This window comes from Paenibacillus sp. LBL, from assembly GCF_029893715.1.
Lineage (GTDB): Bacteria > Bacillota > Bacilli > Paenibacillales > Paenibacillaceae > Paenibacillus_AQ > Paenibacillus_AQ glucanolyticus.
The window spans coordinates 173019-189064 of record NZ_JARXYU010000009.1; the positions used below are offsets into that span (position 1 = coordinate 173019).

At 51.5% G+C, this 16046-nt stretch carries 14 protein-coding genes; 11 read left to right on the forward strand and 3 right to left on the reverse strand.

Annotation, left to right across the window (positions count from 1 at the left end; translation table 11 throughout):
* Positions 1-71: 71 nt before the first annotated feature.
* From M2277_RS19565 to M2277_RS19615, 11 genes are all read left to right on the forward strand, one after another.
* The gene (locus M2277_RS19565; protein ID WP_006208217.1) at positions 72-935 is read left to right on the forward strand and encodes an inositol monophosphatase family protein; all 864 of its coding nucleotides are present in this window, start codon (positions 72-74) and stop codon (positions 933-935) included.
* A gap of 65 nt (positions 936-1000) precedes the next feature.
* A complete protein-coding gene (locus M2277_RS19570) occupies positions 1001-1267 on the forward strand; it encodes a hypothetical protein (RefSeq protein ID WP_006208218.1) in 267 nt (88 codons plus the stop codon).
* A gap of 154 nt (positions 1268-1421) precedes the next feature.
* Positions 1422-1769 (forward strand): hypothetical protein, encoded by a 348-nt coding sequence (locus M2277_RS19575; RefSeq protein WP_280755395.1) that lies wholly within the window; start codon positions 1422-1424, stop codon positions 1767-1769.
* A gap of 74 nt (positions 1770-1843) precedes the next feature.
* Entirely contained in the window at positions 1844-3106 is a 1263-nt protein-coding gene (locus M2277_RS19580) for an SGNH/GDSL hydrolase family protein (protein ID WP_006208220.1), read from the forward strand.
* Positions 3107-3577: 471 nt separating this feature from the next.
* Entirely contained in the window at positions 3578-4306 is a 729-nt protein-coding gene (locus M2277_RS19585; protein ID WP_280755396.1) for a TetR/AcrR family transcriptional regulator, read from the forward strand.
* A 27-nt stretch (positions 4307-4333) separates the two neighbouring features.
* Positions 4334-5080: a type I methionyl aminopeptidase gene (gene map / locus M2277_RS19590; RefSeq protein ID WP_152824739.1), complete on the forward strand. Its 747-nt coding sequence runs from the start codon at positions 4334-4336 to the stop codon at positions 5078-5080.
* Positions 5081-5592: 512 nt separating this feature from the next.
* Positions 5593-7425, forward strand: coding sequence for a cache domain-containing sensor histidine kinase (locus M2277_RS19595; RefSeq protein ID WP_006208223.1), 1833 nt, complete (start codon positions 5593-5595; stop codon positions 7423-7425).
* On the forward strand, positions 7425-8747 hold the full coding sequence (locus tag M2277_RS19600; RefSeq protein WP_036638780.1) for a response regulator: 1323 nt from the start codon (positions 7425-7427) through the stop codon (positions 8745-8747). Before M2277_RS19595 ends, M2277_RS19600 begins: the two co-directional genes overlap by 1 nt.
* A gap of 97 nt (positions 8748-8844) precedes the next feature.
* Positions 8845-9780 (forward strand): carbohydrate ABC transporter permease, encoded by a 936-nt coding sequence (locus tag M2277_RS19605; protein ID WP_036638783.1) that lies wholly within the window; start codon positions 8845-8847, stop codon positions 9778-9780.
* Position 9781: 1 nt separating this feature from the next.
* Positions 9782-10648 (forward strand): carbohydrate ABC transporter permease, encoded by an 867-nt coding sequence (locus tag M2277_RS19610; RefSeq protein WP_006208226.1) that lies wholly within the window; start codon positions 9782-9784, stop codon positions 10646-10648.
* A 130-nt stretch (positions 10649-10778) separates the two neighbouring features.
* Complete coding sequence (locus M2277_RS19615) at positions 10779-12227, forward strand: ABC transporter substrate-binding protein (RefSeq protein ID WP_006208227.1); 1449 nt, start codon at positions 10779-10781, stop codon at positions 12225-12227.
* Positions 12228-12392: 165 nt separating this feature from the next.
* Here M2277_RS19615 and M2277_RS19620 read toward each other — a convergent pair whose 3' ends face one another.
* From M2277_RS19620 to M2277_RS19630, 3 genes are all read right to left on the reverse strand, one after another.
* Positions 12393-13265, reverse strand: coding sequence for an aminoglycoside 6-adenylyltransferase (locus M2277_RS19620; RefSeq protein WP_006208228.1), 873 nt, complete (start codon positions 13263-13265; stop codon positions 12393-12395).
* Between the two features lie 171 nt (positions 13266-13436).
* Complete coding sequence (locus tag M2277_RS19625; RefSeq protein WP_280755397.1) at positions 13437-14753, reverse strand: glutamate-1-semialdehyde 2,1-aminomutase; 1317 nt, start codon at positions 14751-14753, stop codon at positions 13437-13439.
* A gap of 80 nt (positions 14754-14833) precedes the next feature.
* Positions 14834-15892, reverse strand: coding sequence for an LCP family protein (locus M2277_RS19630; RefSeq protein WP_006208230.1), 1059 nt, complete (start codon positions 15890-15892; stop codon positions 14834-14836).
* Positions 15893-16046: the final 154 nt, after the last annotated feature.

Consider the following 16046-nt stretch of genomic DNA (forward strand, 5'->3'; position numbering starts at 1 on the left):
CCCGTACTAATTGAATAGGATGTAGGGATTGCCAAAATCACTAGATTTATATAGAAAGTAGAGTGAGCGCTTTGAATGAGAACGAAAAGATTCCTTATGTTGTCAGCAGTAAAAGCTACACCGCTGTAGCGATTAATTGTGCCGCGAAAGCGGGTGAATGGATTGAGAGCAAGCTGGGTACCGTGAAACAGCTCAGCACGAAGACGTCCGCGCAGGATATCGTAACCGAGGTGGACAAAGGTGCGGAGCAGATGATCCGTAAGCTGATTCTGACCCATTTTCCAGACCATGCGATTCTTGGAGAGGAAGGGGTTGCTCCCGGCACCGAAGCCTATGCGAAGGCTTTGGATGATGCAAAAGACGAAGAGTATCTCTGGATCATTGATCCTGTTGACGGAACGACGAATTACGTGCATGGATTCCCTTTTTACTCCGTGTCCATTGCACTGGCTCACCATGGCGAAGTCATCGTCGGTGTCATATATGACCCTTCCCGGGATGAATTATTTGTTGCGGAAAAAGGAAAAGGAGCCTACGTTCACGGCAATCCTACCTATGTTTCCAAGGAAGAGCAGTTATCGGACAGCTTGCTTGCCACAGGCTTTCCTCTTGACAGCACGGTCAACTTGCCGCTGAATATGGCAGAGCTTCAGGCGCTTTTGCCGAAGGTACGCAATGTGAGAGCCGGCGGTTCCGCAGCGCTTCATCTGGCTTATGTTGCGGCGGGCCGGCTCAGTGGATACTGGGAGCACGGCTTGAGTGTCTGGGACGTTGCGGCGGGTGCCTTGCTGGTTCAGGAGTCCGGTGGCAAGGTGACTGATACGGAGGGGCGTCCTTACGATCTGTCGGTACGTCATTTGGCAGCAACGAACGGGCTGATCCATCAGAGGTTTCTGGATACACTAAAAGATGCGGGCGAAGCATCAGTCCGTTAACCCCTGGAACAAACAAAAGAAAATGCAGGTCACATACAACCGCTTGATAAAGGAGTATGCGTGCGATGAATGAGAAATCAGATCAGAATTTGGAGCGCCAGCTCAGCGAGATGTTGACGGAAGGTGAAATGCAGCAGAGGGACCGGGAGAAAGAGGAGCGCCGGCTTCTTTCTCCGAAATATGAGATCCGAATTCAGACCCAGCTCGATCCCATCGTGGAGGAGACCCAGAAATACCGCAGTATGGCTAAGGAAGTTGATGGCCGGTACGATAAGTATATGGATAAGACGATCAAGAAGGATAAGCCTGAGGAATCAGGTGAGGATGTTTGACAGCGCTTCAGGAAACATTTGCTGTGAGAGTGCATAATATCACCATAGGTTGGCAAACGGAGAATGGACAGCACTTGAGCGGCTGTCCATTCTTTTTTATGATGGAGCGGGTCGCGTTCGGGTGTTTACAATTGACATGGATGGGGGAAGAGCGTTGCGAGTTCGGCTGAGGCTTAAGCTTAAGGCTTCACATATTGTTGCAGGACCTTCAGGTATGGGCTCCATATTGCTCTGGCTCATCCTTATTTTCTTCAATCCGTATACGGATGGCACGAACTTGAGTCCTGCCTTAAATACTTTTATCATGCTTTTTCTTCCAGGCTGTGTGGCACTTATCGCAGTGTTCTATTCGTACCGATTGCTGCTACTGATTGCGTTTGGATGGTCCATACTGCCCAGCTTGTATCTGACGGGGACGCCCGGGATATTTGCTTGGTTTGGAGTTGCATCGTTAGGCTATTTGTTTGCTTATCTGCTGATGAAACCACGATTAAGAAGCTGATGGCGGTACCATTCACAGGTTTGTGGTGGTAAAATAAGGCTGAATCAGATTTATGATGTTAAGGGAGTGATGGCATGTTTAAACCATGGAAAAAGGGGCTGGCCGCAGTAACCGGCACCTTGACGCTCGCGGTGGCACTGGTCGCACCGGGCGTTGCACCAGCTTTTGCCGATGATGTGACAGCCAAGAATACATATCGTATCGTAACACTGGGGGACTCGCTGACCGTTGGGTATGAGCCGGGTATGGATCTGAACAGCAAGCCCTATGGCTTTGTTGATCGGCTGTATGAGCAGGGATTGTTCTACGGTCGAACGGAAGTGACGAATTTGGGCATCGGCGGTTTGAAGACGGACGGGTTGAACCATTATGTCCAGGCCGTTGCAGATGAACGGAACATTACAGCAGAGGAAATACAGCCCGGTCTCAGCAGCATTGACCCGCGCACCAAGCAGATTGGAGCAGAAGCAGCGAAAGCCAAGCCTGTCATCGCTGACGCAGATCTGATCACGATTACTATCGGCGGGAATGATATGATGAGTCTGGTCAGCACGGTGGGAACCTTAAGCGACGAGCAGTTGAAGGCGAAAATGCAGGAACTGTTCAAGCTGTACACGGACAATGTTTCGGCTGTAATTACCAATCTGCATACCATGAATCCGGATGCTGCGATTGTAGTGGCCGACCAGTACAATCCGGTACCGAAAATCGCGGACGAAGTCGCATACGCCAAACTGCTCGCATCATCCGGTGAATTCACGGAGCTGGTGGAAGGCGTGGCTGACGGATTTGCGAGTCAGGGCGTAGATATCAAAGTTGCCCATGTTGCCAAGAAGTTCGTGGGCTCTGAGCTGACGATGACCCATATCCTGAAAGATGATATTCATCCGAACCAATACGGATATGAGACGATGGCCAGCGTGTTTGCAGAGACGATCTGGGGTAGCTATAAGAAACCCCCTGTTCAGGAGGTGGGGCAGCCGATGCGCATCGTCGTGAAGGGACAGGAGCTGAATACACCGTTTAAGCCGATTCTTCGCGACAATCTGAACTACGTAGCTATTCAGGATATCGTGAATGCAGTTGGAGCGACTACAAAATGGGAAAATAAAACGTCCAGTGCAACGATCTCCTTCGGAGATCAGACCGTTGTGGTGAAGATCGGTGCCAAAACCGTTCAGGTCAACGGAAAGTCTGTACCGATTGATACACCAGCTTTCCTGCAAAAAGTAGGGAAGGAAGACAAAACCTACGTTCCACTCGCAGTGATTGCATCCGGTCTTGGTTTTGATGTTCAATACAGTTCCAAATTGCGTACGGCATTCATTAATTTGTAATATTCATGCGTATAAATAGCTGGACCGGCTGAATCAAGCCGGTTCAGCTTTTTTAATGGGAACTTTTTTGAGACATAGGATGAAGACGATCCGGCAGCAGTGTGATGTTATTCATATGAGTTCATTCAGGCCGGTGTTTCGTACTGATTGGCGTTCCGATGTCGATCGCCATCGAGAAGACCGGGGCTGCTGCCATGATCTCGGATATGCTGGTTCAGTCCCTGGGCAGTTATGGGTAGAGGGGATATGGCGGCAGCTTAGGATGAAATGAGTGGACTGCTGGCATTGCAGCGTAACGCCTGGTAAAAAGATCTGAAATAAAGTGCTTAACCTCAGCTCGGGCTACCCGCTGGCCAGACACCGTTTTCAGGTTTGAGCCGGAAATCTTCCGGTTCGCCTCTTGTTATTCGCCAGCCGATGTTTTATATTGACATAATAGTAGGTCAAAAATAAAAGAGGTGAACGGAGAAGATGACTCCACGCACGAAGGAGCAAAACGAAGAGATCCGGCTGCGGCGTCTGGCGCAAATTCGGAAAGCGGCTGCCGATGTTTTTTTGAATAAAGGACCTTTACTGGAAATCCGCGATGTAGCCGCACAGGCGGGACTCGGCTATGGCACGGTATATCATTATTACAGCAATAAGGGCGATCTGCTCCACGATCTGCTGTGGGACGCGTTGGATCGGGCCGGGGAATGGCTGGAGGTTCCGATGGAAGCTCCACACGATTCAGATGCGGGGATGGCACCGGCGGACGGGCATTTCTGCTGGGCTGCTGCGGCGGATACCGGGAACTCGGCTGCCGCGGGTTCCCGAAGCGGAAGCCGTGTAACGGCCGCAGAGCTTGGCCCCGTCGCTGCCGCTGGCGTCCGGCTGCTGCAGCTTTGGGCGGAGGACCACGCCCTGTACCTGCTGCATAAGCTGGCCGGTGAGGGCTTTGCCGCGCTGCCTGAAGGGCGCTCAATCCCGCTCTTGGCTGCCTTTCGCCGGGAGGTGCTCACGCCGCTTGCCGCGCTGCTGAGAAGCGGGCATGCGGCGGACGGGGCAGCCGCTTCCGGCGGAAACGCTGCGGAGCCGCAGGATCTGCTGCAGCACGCGGAGATGCTGCTGGCCGCTTTGGTCGGCTGCGCCTCGCTTTCGCTGCGCCGCGGAAAGCTGCACGAAGAGGCCAGGGATATCGCCCGGTTATTAAAATTATAAAATGGATAAGGAGCGAATAAACAAAAGATGGTTATCTTAAAATCACGTAGGGAAATCGAAGAGATGAAGCCGGCGAGCCAAATCGTTGCGGACTGCTACCGCGAGGTGACCAAGCTGATTGAGCCTGGGATCACCACCCGGGAGATCAATGACTTTGTTGCCAGACACATCACCAAGCTGGGCGGCAAGCAGTTTACGAAGGGGTACAACGGTTTCCCCGCCGAAACCTGCACTTCGGTCAACGATGTGGTGGCCCACGGCATTCCTTCAAACCGGGTGCTTATGGATGGCGACTTGCTGAAGCTCGACATCGTCGTGGAATATGGCGGATGGTTCGGCGATTCCTGCCATTGTTATGCGGTGGGCAATATCCGGCCGGAAGCGCAAAAATTAATGAAGGTGACCAAGGAATGCCTGGATCTGGGGATCGCCCGGGCTATCCCAGGGGGCCGGCTCGGTGACATAACGTCGGCGATACAACAGCATGCGGAAGCGAATGGGTATTCGGTCGTGCGTGATCTGCTGGCTCACGGGATCGGGCGGAGCCTGCACGAGGAGCCTAACTACGTGCATATCGGCGTAGCTGGCAAAGGCATCCGGCTAAAGGAAGGCATGGTGTTTACCATCGAACCGATGATCAACGAAGGTACGTTCCATATCACGATTGACGACGATCAGTGGACGGCGAGAACGGCCGACGGCAAGTTGTCGGCGCAATATGAGCATACGATTGCAATTACGCCGGATGGACCACTGATTTTAACGGCCCAGTAAGAATGGAGGCGAACGGTCTCCTTAGGCGAAGTCGCCCATATTCGGAGTCCCGCGCGATGCCTGCGCGATGGTAAAATGTTCTCCGAGAAAGGGGGGAAGATCATCGTCCGTATGATGGATCGCTTGAATGCCGGGTTCTTGTCACTCGACAATGAAACGTCGCACAATGGTTTTAACTCCACATTCTCCTAAACGTATTCGATCTGTTGATAGACACAAAGGATTTCCCTTTTGCATCGAATCGAGTTGCAAAGTTCCAAGTAAATATCCGTTACAAAAGCCTCCATTCCGTCCGCTCGGACCCGTATGGGGGCATTTTGAATTTTGTCCCCCCGAAGCCACGCCCCCTGCAAACCCCGACGAGCTAGCAGGAAATTACATGCCCCGAGGCTAATACTTCCAGTTGAGACTTCGTATCTCATCGTAAAAATACGCATCATTTCCGTAGGAATGACTACGCTGGTTCCATTTGATTGTTGATATGCTTGAAAAAGCCGGAGGTGCAAGGGCAGATGAAGAACCGCTTCAAAAATCCGCTAAGCCGCATGAATATTAAACAGCAGATGATTCTGCTGTTCCTGGTGCTGGTCATCCCGTTGTTTGCACTCAACGCCTACGGGAATTCCATGGCTGGTCAAATTCTGAAGCGCCATGTGACCAATGCCTATATCGAGCTGAACAAACAGAATTTCAAGCTCATCAACCGGGACATTGAAACCGTTAACAAAGTAACCTCTACAGTCATTCAGAACTCGCAGATCCAGCAGCTCGGCACCTTTTCCGAGGGGAGTGTTCTGGAGCGGGTGAAGAACTATGAACGCCTTGAAAAGATGCTGTTTTCCTTCTCCCAGGAGACGGATGAGCGCGAACCGGTTTATTACTCTCTCTATGTGTATGACCCCGACAACAGTTACTTTTTTGCTCCTTATTACCCCGAACGCAGAAAAGCAGGCGTGTATTTCTTCTCGGACGAGAATGAGAAGCCGGCTTGGTTTGATGAAGCCGTGGCGATGAAGGGCAACGGATATTTGCGGCGCATGGAGCATCTGTCACCCCCGGTGCAAGGGCGCAAGGATCAAGAGACCCTAAGCTACGTGCGGGCCGTCAACAATATTTATCAGGGCGGAACCATCGGCGTTCTGGTTGTTACCAATCTGGATGCGCGGATCGGAGAGTCCTTATCAACGGTATCCATACCGGACGGGGAGCTCTATTTGACGGACTGGAACAACAATATTTTGACTTCATCGGTAAAAGGCTTGGCGGGGACGCTTGAGCTGCCGCCCGAGGTTGATCCGGGCAGCTCTACCATGGGCGTCATGGACGTTATTACCTCGGATTTCATCTACGTCATCGATTATAACTATATGCTTCAGCAGAAGCTGGTCTATAAGGTTCCTGTCAAAACGCTGCTCGCCCAGCAAAGCGAGATGAAGCGGGTCATCCAGGTCATCTCCATCGCTTATTTTGTTGTGGGCCTAATCATCGTCTTTTATTTCTGGCAGTCGTTGATGACACCGCTCCAGAAGCTGGCCCATTTTGTACGGCGCTATGAACCGGGGAACATTGTGCCGGAAACACCGTATCGGCGCAGAAAGGATGAGGTCAGTGTCCTGATCTCCACGATTTATGACATGGCCCGCCGATTGAATGATCTGATCCATTACAAATACCGTATGGATTTGAAGCAGAAGGAGGCGCAATTGCAGCTTCTCTACCAGCAGATAAATCCTCATCTGCTGTACAACACGCTGGAGAGCATTTACTGGAAGAGCACGATGGAAGGGAATACGGAGTCTGCCGAAATGATCAAGGATCTGTCCAAATTGATGAAGATCAGTCTCAGCAGAGGCCGGGATCTCATTACGCTTGGGGAAGAGCTTGAGCATGCGGGGGCTTATATTAATCTCCAGCTGAATCGTTATGATTACCAGTTCGCGGTCCACTGGGAGGTTCCGGAGGATTTGCTGGTGAATCATGTGCCGAAGATTACGCTGCAGCCGCTGCTGGAGAATGCCATTATTCACGGCATTAAAAATATGGGCGAGGACGGAATCATCCGCATATCCGGTCATCTGGAGGATGGACACTGCCGGATTGTCATCGAGGACAACGGCTATCGTCCGGTCAATTACGAATCCATCCGCAGGCTGCTGTATGATGAAGCCCCGGATCATTCGCTGGGCTATGGCATCCGCAATATCCATGAGCGGATTCAGCTGCATTATGGAAGTGGATACGGACTGCAATATGAACCAAGAGATGAAGGGGGGACCCGGGTGACCATTACGATCCCCCGGATGGAAGCAACAACCATTACCTTAAACGAACAGGAGGTCTCCTGATGTACAACATTTTGGTGGTAGACGACGAACCGTTGATATGCAAAGGCTTAGCGGGACTGCTAACGTCTTCGGGGCTTGCCATAGACGACATTGCAACGGCCTATAGCGGGCAGGAGGCGCTGGATTACATACGAATGGGAGATATTGATCTGCTGGTCACCGATATCCAGATGGGTGAGATGAACGGCATCGAGCTGATGCAGCAGGCCAAGATTGTGAAGCCATGGGTCCAGACCATCATTATTTCAGCCCATGAAACGTTCCAATACGCGCAGCGGGCGCTCCAGCTCGGGGCAAGGGATTATTTGATCAAACCGCTGAACAGCGAGCAGTTTCTGGATTCGGTTCGCAGTGTACTGCTGAAGCTGGATAAACCTGCACCTCAGGTAGAGCAGTTTCTCATGGCGGACAATGAGCATTTTCGGATGGATGAGCCTCCGTCCGGGAGAACGGAGCGGCTGAATCAGCGGCTTGCAACCGAGCCGGAGCAGTCAGAGTTAGCCGATCTGCACGACGAGTCGGAGCTCGGCTTGATCGGTCCTTATTTTGCCGTCATCAAGATGAAGCTTGCCCTGAAGCAAGGCACCGAATCTTCTTTTTCCTCACAAGACATACGCCTGATTCAATACGCAACGCTGAATATTGCCAAAGAGCTGCTGGAGCAGGAGCCGCACACCCTGGCGTTCTACTCGCCGGAGCGGGATATCAACATCATCCTTCAATGGAGCGAACAGGAAATGGAGGAGAATGCGGGCGGAAAGATCCATCACCTGGAGATGATTGGCCGGAGCCTGCACCACCACGTGGAGCAGCACCTGAAGCAGAGCTGTACCGTGGGAATAAGCCAAATCCTGAGGGGGACCGAATTTTTGAGCGTGCTCAGCCGTCAGGCGGATAAGGCGATGCTGTGGAGCCAGCAGCTGCATGATTTTCATGTGTTTTATTACGGGGACTTCAATTGGCACAACTATGCCCATGAAACGTCGCAGGAGGTGCTTTCGAGCCAGAGCAACCGGATCGTTGAGAATACCAGGCAGTACATCGAGGATCATTACCGTCAGAAGGGACTTACGATACATGAGGTGGCCAAGAACAATCACGTGAGCCCGAACTACTTAAGTTATCTGTTCAAAAAATATACCGGCAGCAGCCTATGGGAGTATGTGGTCAAGCTTCGGATGGAAGAGAGCAGGTCTCTGATCCTGAACACGGATCTTCGCCGGTACGAGATTGCCGAGCGGGTCGGCTATGAGTCCCCGGAGCATTTTAGCAAAATCTTCAAAAAGTACTTCGGCGTCAGCCCGAGTGAGTTAAAGAAGTAAGAACGGTCATACTTCACATAGTTTTAGACATGTTCGAAGGCTCCCCTGCTTTTTTAAAATAAAAGCTAGACATTAAATAAAGGAATGAGGGAGTCTGATGGAAGAAACGGTCATGTCACAAGGCCAGGCTCTGACGGAGCCCGGTCATCGTACCCGGCAGGAGCACAAGCGAAAGCCGCTGTGGAGGAAGTATTTATGGGGGTATTTATTCCTCGTTCCGGCTATTGCGATCTTTATCGTGTTTTTATGGGTGCCGATATTTAAAGGGATCTTTTACAGCTTTTTTCATATCGATTTTGTCAAAGGAAACACCTTCGTCGGGTTGGATAATTACGCCAACGTTCTGAGTAATCCCGACCTGCTGCTTTCCGTTCGTAATACACTCTATTTCATGCTGTTAACGTTTGTGATCGGCTTCTGGGTGCCGATAGCGGCTTCCATTGCCATCTCGGAGCTGAAGCTGTTCCAGGGCTTCGCCCGGATCGCGGCTTATCTTCCGTTTGTTGTACCCGGTGTCGTGCTCTACGGCATGTGGAGATGGATGTATGATCCGGTAGGTCCGATCAATGCCTTGTTTGGCTTCTTCGGGGCAGAGCCGGTATCGTTTATATCGGATAGCCGCTTCTCGATGGTGGCACTGGTCGTGATGGAAACGTGGCAGCAATTCGGCTCGGCAATGCTGATCTATCTGGCGGGGGTGCTCAGCATACCTAAAGATTGGTATGAAGCCGCCGAAATCGACGGTGCGGGCGTATGGGCCCGGATCAAATATATTACTCTTCCCTCGATGCGCAATCTGATTATACTCATGCTGATTCTGCAGCTGATCGGTACTTCACAGGCGTATCAATCGCAGCTCGCGATGCTGGACGGTGGTCCGAACAAGGCCACGCTCACCTATGCTCTCCTCACCGTAAAATATGCGTTTAACCAGCTGGATTACGGGGCGGGAACCGCAATGGGCGTCTTGATGTTCCTCGTGCTGAGCATACTTGGCATCCTGCAATTCAAGATGAACAGGGAGGAGTACTAGGATGAAAGAGAGAGGCATATTATCGACTTCGGATTTGAGAAAACCCTTGAATCAAGTGGTTTACGGCTTTATGGTGCTGTGTATTGCGGCAATGGCTTTTACGATGCTGTATCCGATCGGCATGACGATGTTCAACGGCCTGAAGAGCAACCAGGAGATCAACACGTTTCCTCCGCGATTTTTCCCTTCGGAGTGGCATTGGGATAACTTCCCGAAGGGGTGGGATTACATTGATCTGCCGATGTTTCTCAAGAATACGCTGTTTATTTTTGGCGGTAATTTGCTGGTGACCATTCTGGTATTGGGCCTTGCGGCATTCAGCATTTCGCGCATTAAAGTTCCGTATCACCGGGCGATTTATTTCTTCATTCTCATGACCTTGTTTATACCGGCATCGAGTTATATGATTCCGAATTTCGTCAATTTGAAGGAGCTGGGGCTGCTGAATTCCTACTGGGCGTTCTGGCTGCCGGCAGGGGCGAACGCTTACTTCTTCCTGTTGATCAAAAACTTCTTCGATGGCATTCATCCCGAGATATTCGAGGCGGCGCGCATCGACGGCGCTTCGGAGATCAGCAGCTTTCTGCGTATCGCGATTCCGCTGTCGGTCCCGATTTTTGCAACGCTTGCGATTTTTATTTTCTCGACTGCGTGGAATGATTGGTTCTGGCCGTCCCTTGTGATGCAGACACAGGACAAATACACACTGGCAACAGCCATCTACAAGTATGTGATCAATGCACGGAACCTGGACAGCAGCATTAAATTCGCGATCCTGTTCATGGTGATGGTGCCGCCTATCTTTGTGTTTCTGCTGTTCCAGAAGTTTATCATGCGCAGCGTCAGCCTCTCGGCCGTCAAAGGGTAGAAATAGCGTTTGCATGATCGTAGGCCTGCACATGATCGTCATATGAATGCACATCGTTCTTTCAGCGTTCCGCTTTTATGATGGAGATAGGAAAGAACATATTATTTCAATAAGGAAAAGGGGAGTATCCATGCGCAAGTTCTCAGCACTACTGATTTGCCTTATGCTGTTCAGCTCCTTGCTTGCAGCGTGCGGCGGCGGCAAAGCAGCTCCGGAGGTCACCAGTAAAGAGGGAGGGACCACCAATACAGGGGGGACAACCACGACACAGAATGAAGAGCCGAAAGAGGATGTCGCGGATAAAAAAGTAACGATCAAGATTCACTATCCGCTGCCGGATGATACCACACTGCGTCAGCAGGAGGATGATAAAATCGCGCGTTTCCAGGCGAAGTATCCAAACGTGACGATTGTGAAGGATGACTGGCAGTACAGCGTCAATGAAATTGGGGTAAAGATGGCTTCGAACGAAGCACCGACATTTTATAACACCTGGGCTACAGAGGCGCAGCTGCTCGTGGAGCGGGGCTGGGTAGCCGACATTACGGAGTTCTGGAACAACTGGGAGTACAAGGACGACATGAACCCTGTGCTGCAGGAGCAATTTATCGTAGACGGCAAGGTGTACGGCGTTACGCAGAACGGATACATCACGTCAACCATCGTGAACAAGAAACTGCTGGACGCGAAGGGAGTAGCATTGCCGCCGATGGATTGGACGTGGGACGATATGTACAACACGGCGAAGGGTGCCGCTGATCCGAAGGCAGGTATATCCGGTATTGCGCCAATGGGCAAAGGCAATGAGGCAGGCTGGAACTGGACCAACTTCCTGTTCGAAGCCGGCGGGGATATCGAAGTGAACGAGGACGGCAAAGTGAAGGCCGTGTTTAATTCGGAAGCCGGCGTGAAGGCACTGGATTTCTACAAGAAACTGAGATGGGAAGGAAATGCCATTCCCCAGGACTGGGCTCTCGGTTGGGGCGATGCTGTCAGTTCGTTCCAGCAAGGACGTACGGCTATGGTCATTGCAGGTGCATTTGACGTGATCCAGCCTGCGCTGAATGAAGGCGGCATGAAGCCTGAGGATGTGATCGCTTATCCAATGCCAGCTATGGAGAAGGGCGGAGCACACCACGGGATTCTGGGCGGCAACTACCTGGTCATCAACCCGAACGCCACGAAGGATGAGCAGGAAATGGCATTCCGTTACATTACGTTTGATTATTTTACGGATGATGCTCTGAAATCAGTGGAGGATACAATCAATGCCCGCAAAGCCGAGGGCAAATACTTCGTTCCGACACCGCTTGAATATTTCAGCGATGATTCGGAGTACGCAGCCAAGGTAAAAGCGATTTACGATAAATACGACAACGTGTACAAATATGATCCACAGCTCTTCAGCCTGCTGGAAGGCAAGCCGGAAGCGCAGTTTGGCACGCAGGACTATTATGCCGCGATGTCCAATGTCGTACAGGAATCGTTCTCGAAGGAAGGCACGGACTCCAAGAAGCAGCTGGACGATACGGCCAAGTTAGTACAGGAGAACTTCTTCGACAAAATCGAGCAGAAATAGGAGAGAGACCGGCGATGGTCGGCCTATCTTTAAAGAGAAATACGAACAACCCGCTCAAGGAATTCCTTGAGCGGGTTGTTCGGTTTTCAGGGGGCAAACATCGGTAGCATTTCCGTGTGGCAGGGTCACAACAGCCTGCGACAGTTTCCGCTGCTTCAATCAGAATCAGTAGATTTCGCGTGCATCCGCCGGCAGCTGCCGGACATGCCGCAGGAAGGCGCTCACGCGCTGATCCTGCCCCATGTCATAGTCAAAGCCAAGCTGCTTAGCGACATCCAGCGCGGTTCTGCGGAACAGCGCTCCCATCGTAAACAGCGCCTCCCATACCTCTTCGTAGGTTCCGCGAGGGTAGGTGGACATCAGCTCATTCCAGCTGTCCGCAGACAGGTGCTTGTTCAAGTACTTGCCGTTCTTGCCTACGCTGAGTGAGAAATCGGTCTGGGTTCCTACCTGCCACTCCAGCATTTTCATCAGCATCGGCCGCATGATGTTGTGAAGATGGTCCTGGGCATACAGGATTTCTGCCCGCCACAAGCCCTTGGCGACATACGTGGATACCCACCAGAACTCGTTGCAGCAATCCTCGAAAAAGGCTGCTGACGGACGCTGTACCCAGAAATCCTCGTCGGAAGGAGCAGGAATCTTGGGAAAGATTTGATCTTTATCCATTAAGATCTGGATCAGTTTGTCTTCCTTGCAGTATTTCTCCTTCTCCTCGATGGGAATCAGGGTCATGTCAATCCGGTTGCCGTCGGTAAATAACATCAGGTACGAGAACCAGCCTCCCAGATCAGGGGGAAACATAGCCATGTCTTCCGGCGTCTGCAGAATTATCCGTTCCCCGAAAACACCGATCCAATTCGGATCTTGAATGAAGCTGTCCATGTCCGTTACATGAAAGCTGATATCATAATCCTGAAATATATCCTTGGGCACATTCGGATTCGTTCTGGAGCCTTCCAGGGTCACGGCCCGAACCCGTTCGTCACGGGCTGCATAGCCCAGTACCAAATCCATCATCTCTTGTTCGCTTCTCATGTTATCCATGCCTCCGTATTCATATTTTTAGAGCAGCTTTATTCGAATCGGACAGGCAGGAGGTCCACGAATTCGGACCGCAGAAGCACCGCATGGATAGGAAGCCTGTTATAACTTGTTTAGGTGTTTTTTCATGGGCGTATCTCCTTGCGTCTTTTTGGATATATAGGATTAATTCTTCATGGCCTTAAATGATTCCTCCGCAGCAACCAGCGTGGCCTCGATGTCCGTATCCGTATGGGCCGTTGTCATAAACCAGGCCTCGTATTTGGAAGGAGCCAGGTTCACGCCGCGGTCCAGCATGTGGCGGAAGAAGGCAGCGAACGCTTCGCCGTCGGTGTCTTGCGCTTCATCATAGTTTGTAACCGGATGATCGCAGAAGTGGGTGGAGAAGGAGCCGCGGATCCGGTTGATGGTCAGCGGAATGCCGTAGCGGTCCGCGGAAGCCTGCAAGCCTTCCGTCAGCTTGATTGTCAATCGTTCCATTTCCTCGTAAATCCCATCACCCTGCAGAACCTCCAGACAGGCGATTCCGGCTGCGATGGAAGCGGGGTTGCCCGCCATGGTTCCAGCCTGATAAGCAGGGCCCAGCGGAGCGACCTGCTCCATCACGTGCTTGCGGCCGCCATACGCGCCGATCGGCAGCCCGCCGCCGATGATTTTGCCAAGTGCTGTAAGGTCGGGCTGAATAGCCTCGTGGTTAGCCAGGCCCGCGTAGGTTTGGCTGGAGCCGTAGTGGAAGCGGAAGGCGCTGATGACCTCGTCATAGATGACAAGGGAACCATTATCGTGAGTCATCTGGCATAACCCCTCCAGGAATCCCGGCTTTGGCATGACCATGCCGAAGTTGCCGACAATCGGTTCCACCATGACGGCAGCAACATCATCGCCCCATCGGTCCAGGGCAGCGCGCAGGCCTTCCAGATCATTGAACGGAACCGTAATCACTTCCGAAGCGATGCTGCTCGGAATTCCGGCACTGTCTGGGATTCCGAGCGTGGACGGACCTGAACCTGCGGCTACAAGGACAAGATCCGAATGGCCGTGGTAGCAGCCCGCAAACTTGATGATTTTGTTGCGCTTGGTATATGCTCGGGCTACACGGATCGTGGTCATGACAGCCTCGGTGCCGGAGTTGACAAAACGTACCTTGTCCATGGAGGGGATGGCTTCCTTCAGCATTTTAGCCAAGGTAATCTCAAGCTCGGTCGGTGTACCGTATAAAGTGCCATTTTGGGCAGCGGCTGTAATGGCGGCTGTAATATGTGGATGGGCATGTCCCGTTATGATCGGGCCGTAAGCCGCCAGATAATCAATATAGCGGTTGCCGTCCACGTCCCAGAAGTGGGCTCCGTTTGCGCGCTTCATGAAGACAGGGGCACCGCCTCCAACGGCTTTGAACGATCGGGAGGGACTGTTCACGCCTCCAACGATATGCTGGAGTGCTTCTTGATACAGGGTTTCTGAATGGTTTCTGGATGTAGACATTAGACTAAAACTTCCTTTCTTCATGAATCAGGACAGGTTGCTGAATGAAGTAGCGACCTGTCCTGATGCGGTATAGGGTGTTAATTGCGGTCTGTTGTTGTGGATGGAGTAGCGATGCTGTCGGAAGAACTGCTGGCAGGATCACTTTCCGTGCTCTCGCTGCCCTCGGTCTCTGGATCAGGCACCGGCGGATTCATGATATCCTGGATATACTGCTTCAGTGTATCCGGATTGCCAACGGTTAAGACGGCTGCGCCTCCAATGGTTTCTTCTTTCAGAAGTTTCATCGGAGGAACCTGCTCACTGCCGCTCATTTTGCTCTTATAGGCGACATTGGCGAGTTTCCACATATCCTCGACATCGAGGTTGGTATCAATATACGGGCTGACGGATTTCAGAATCTCCGGCAGCTTCATGATTGATGTGGTGGTCTGCATTTTCTTGGCTACGGCCTTCAGGAGTTCGCGCTGACGCTCGGTTCGAGTGAAGTCGCCCATCGCATCATAGCGGAAGCGGACGTATTGCAGCGCCGCATTACCATCAAGATGCTGCATGCCTTCTTTAAGTTCAATGTCGTATTCATTTTTATCTGCTTTACTGGAATAATTCATGTCCTTCTCAACATAGAAATCAACGCCGCCGACGGAATCAACCAACTTCATAAAACCTTGAAAATCCGTATAGACATAGTATTGAACCGGGATACCAAGCAAATCGCCTACGGCCTTCATCGCCGTATTCGGACCGTGCGTAATTGCCGTATTGATCCGGTTTCGATCATATCCAGGTATTTCTACGTAAGTATCGCGCAAAATAGAGAATAAGTGCATTTTCTTGGCTACGGGATCAATTGAGGCAACAAGCATACTGTCGGAGCGAGGGATTTCACCTTCCTCAAATCCGCGGGCATCGACACCCATGAGTAAAATGTTAACGGTCTCCGTTCCTTCCCACTCCGGTGGGGCAGGGGCTTTGGCATCCACTTTTTCAAGTTCCCGGAAAGGGGAGGATTCGCCTGATTTTTGAAGACTGTGCAAGCCGTCGTAGAATGAAACTGCATAATAAATGCCGTAGCCAATGACAGCTGCGAGCACGATGCTTACACTCCATATAATCGTCTTCTTTGTTTTTTTGGTCATTGTGTTCTTCCTTTCGGATTACGCTGATGAATAAATTCGATAGAACATTTGAATATTCGACATTCATTCTATTATAATTTTTTTCGAAAAGACAATCAATTTTACGGGCCATAAGGTCCGTACAGCAGGAGTTGAAGCCTTATCGTAGATCAAA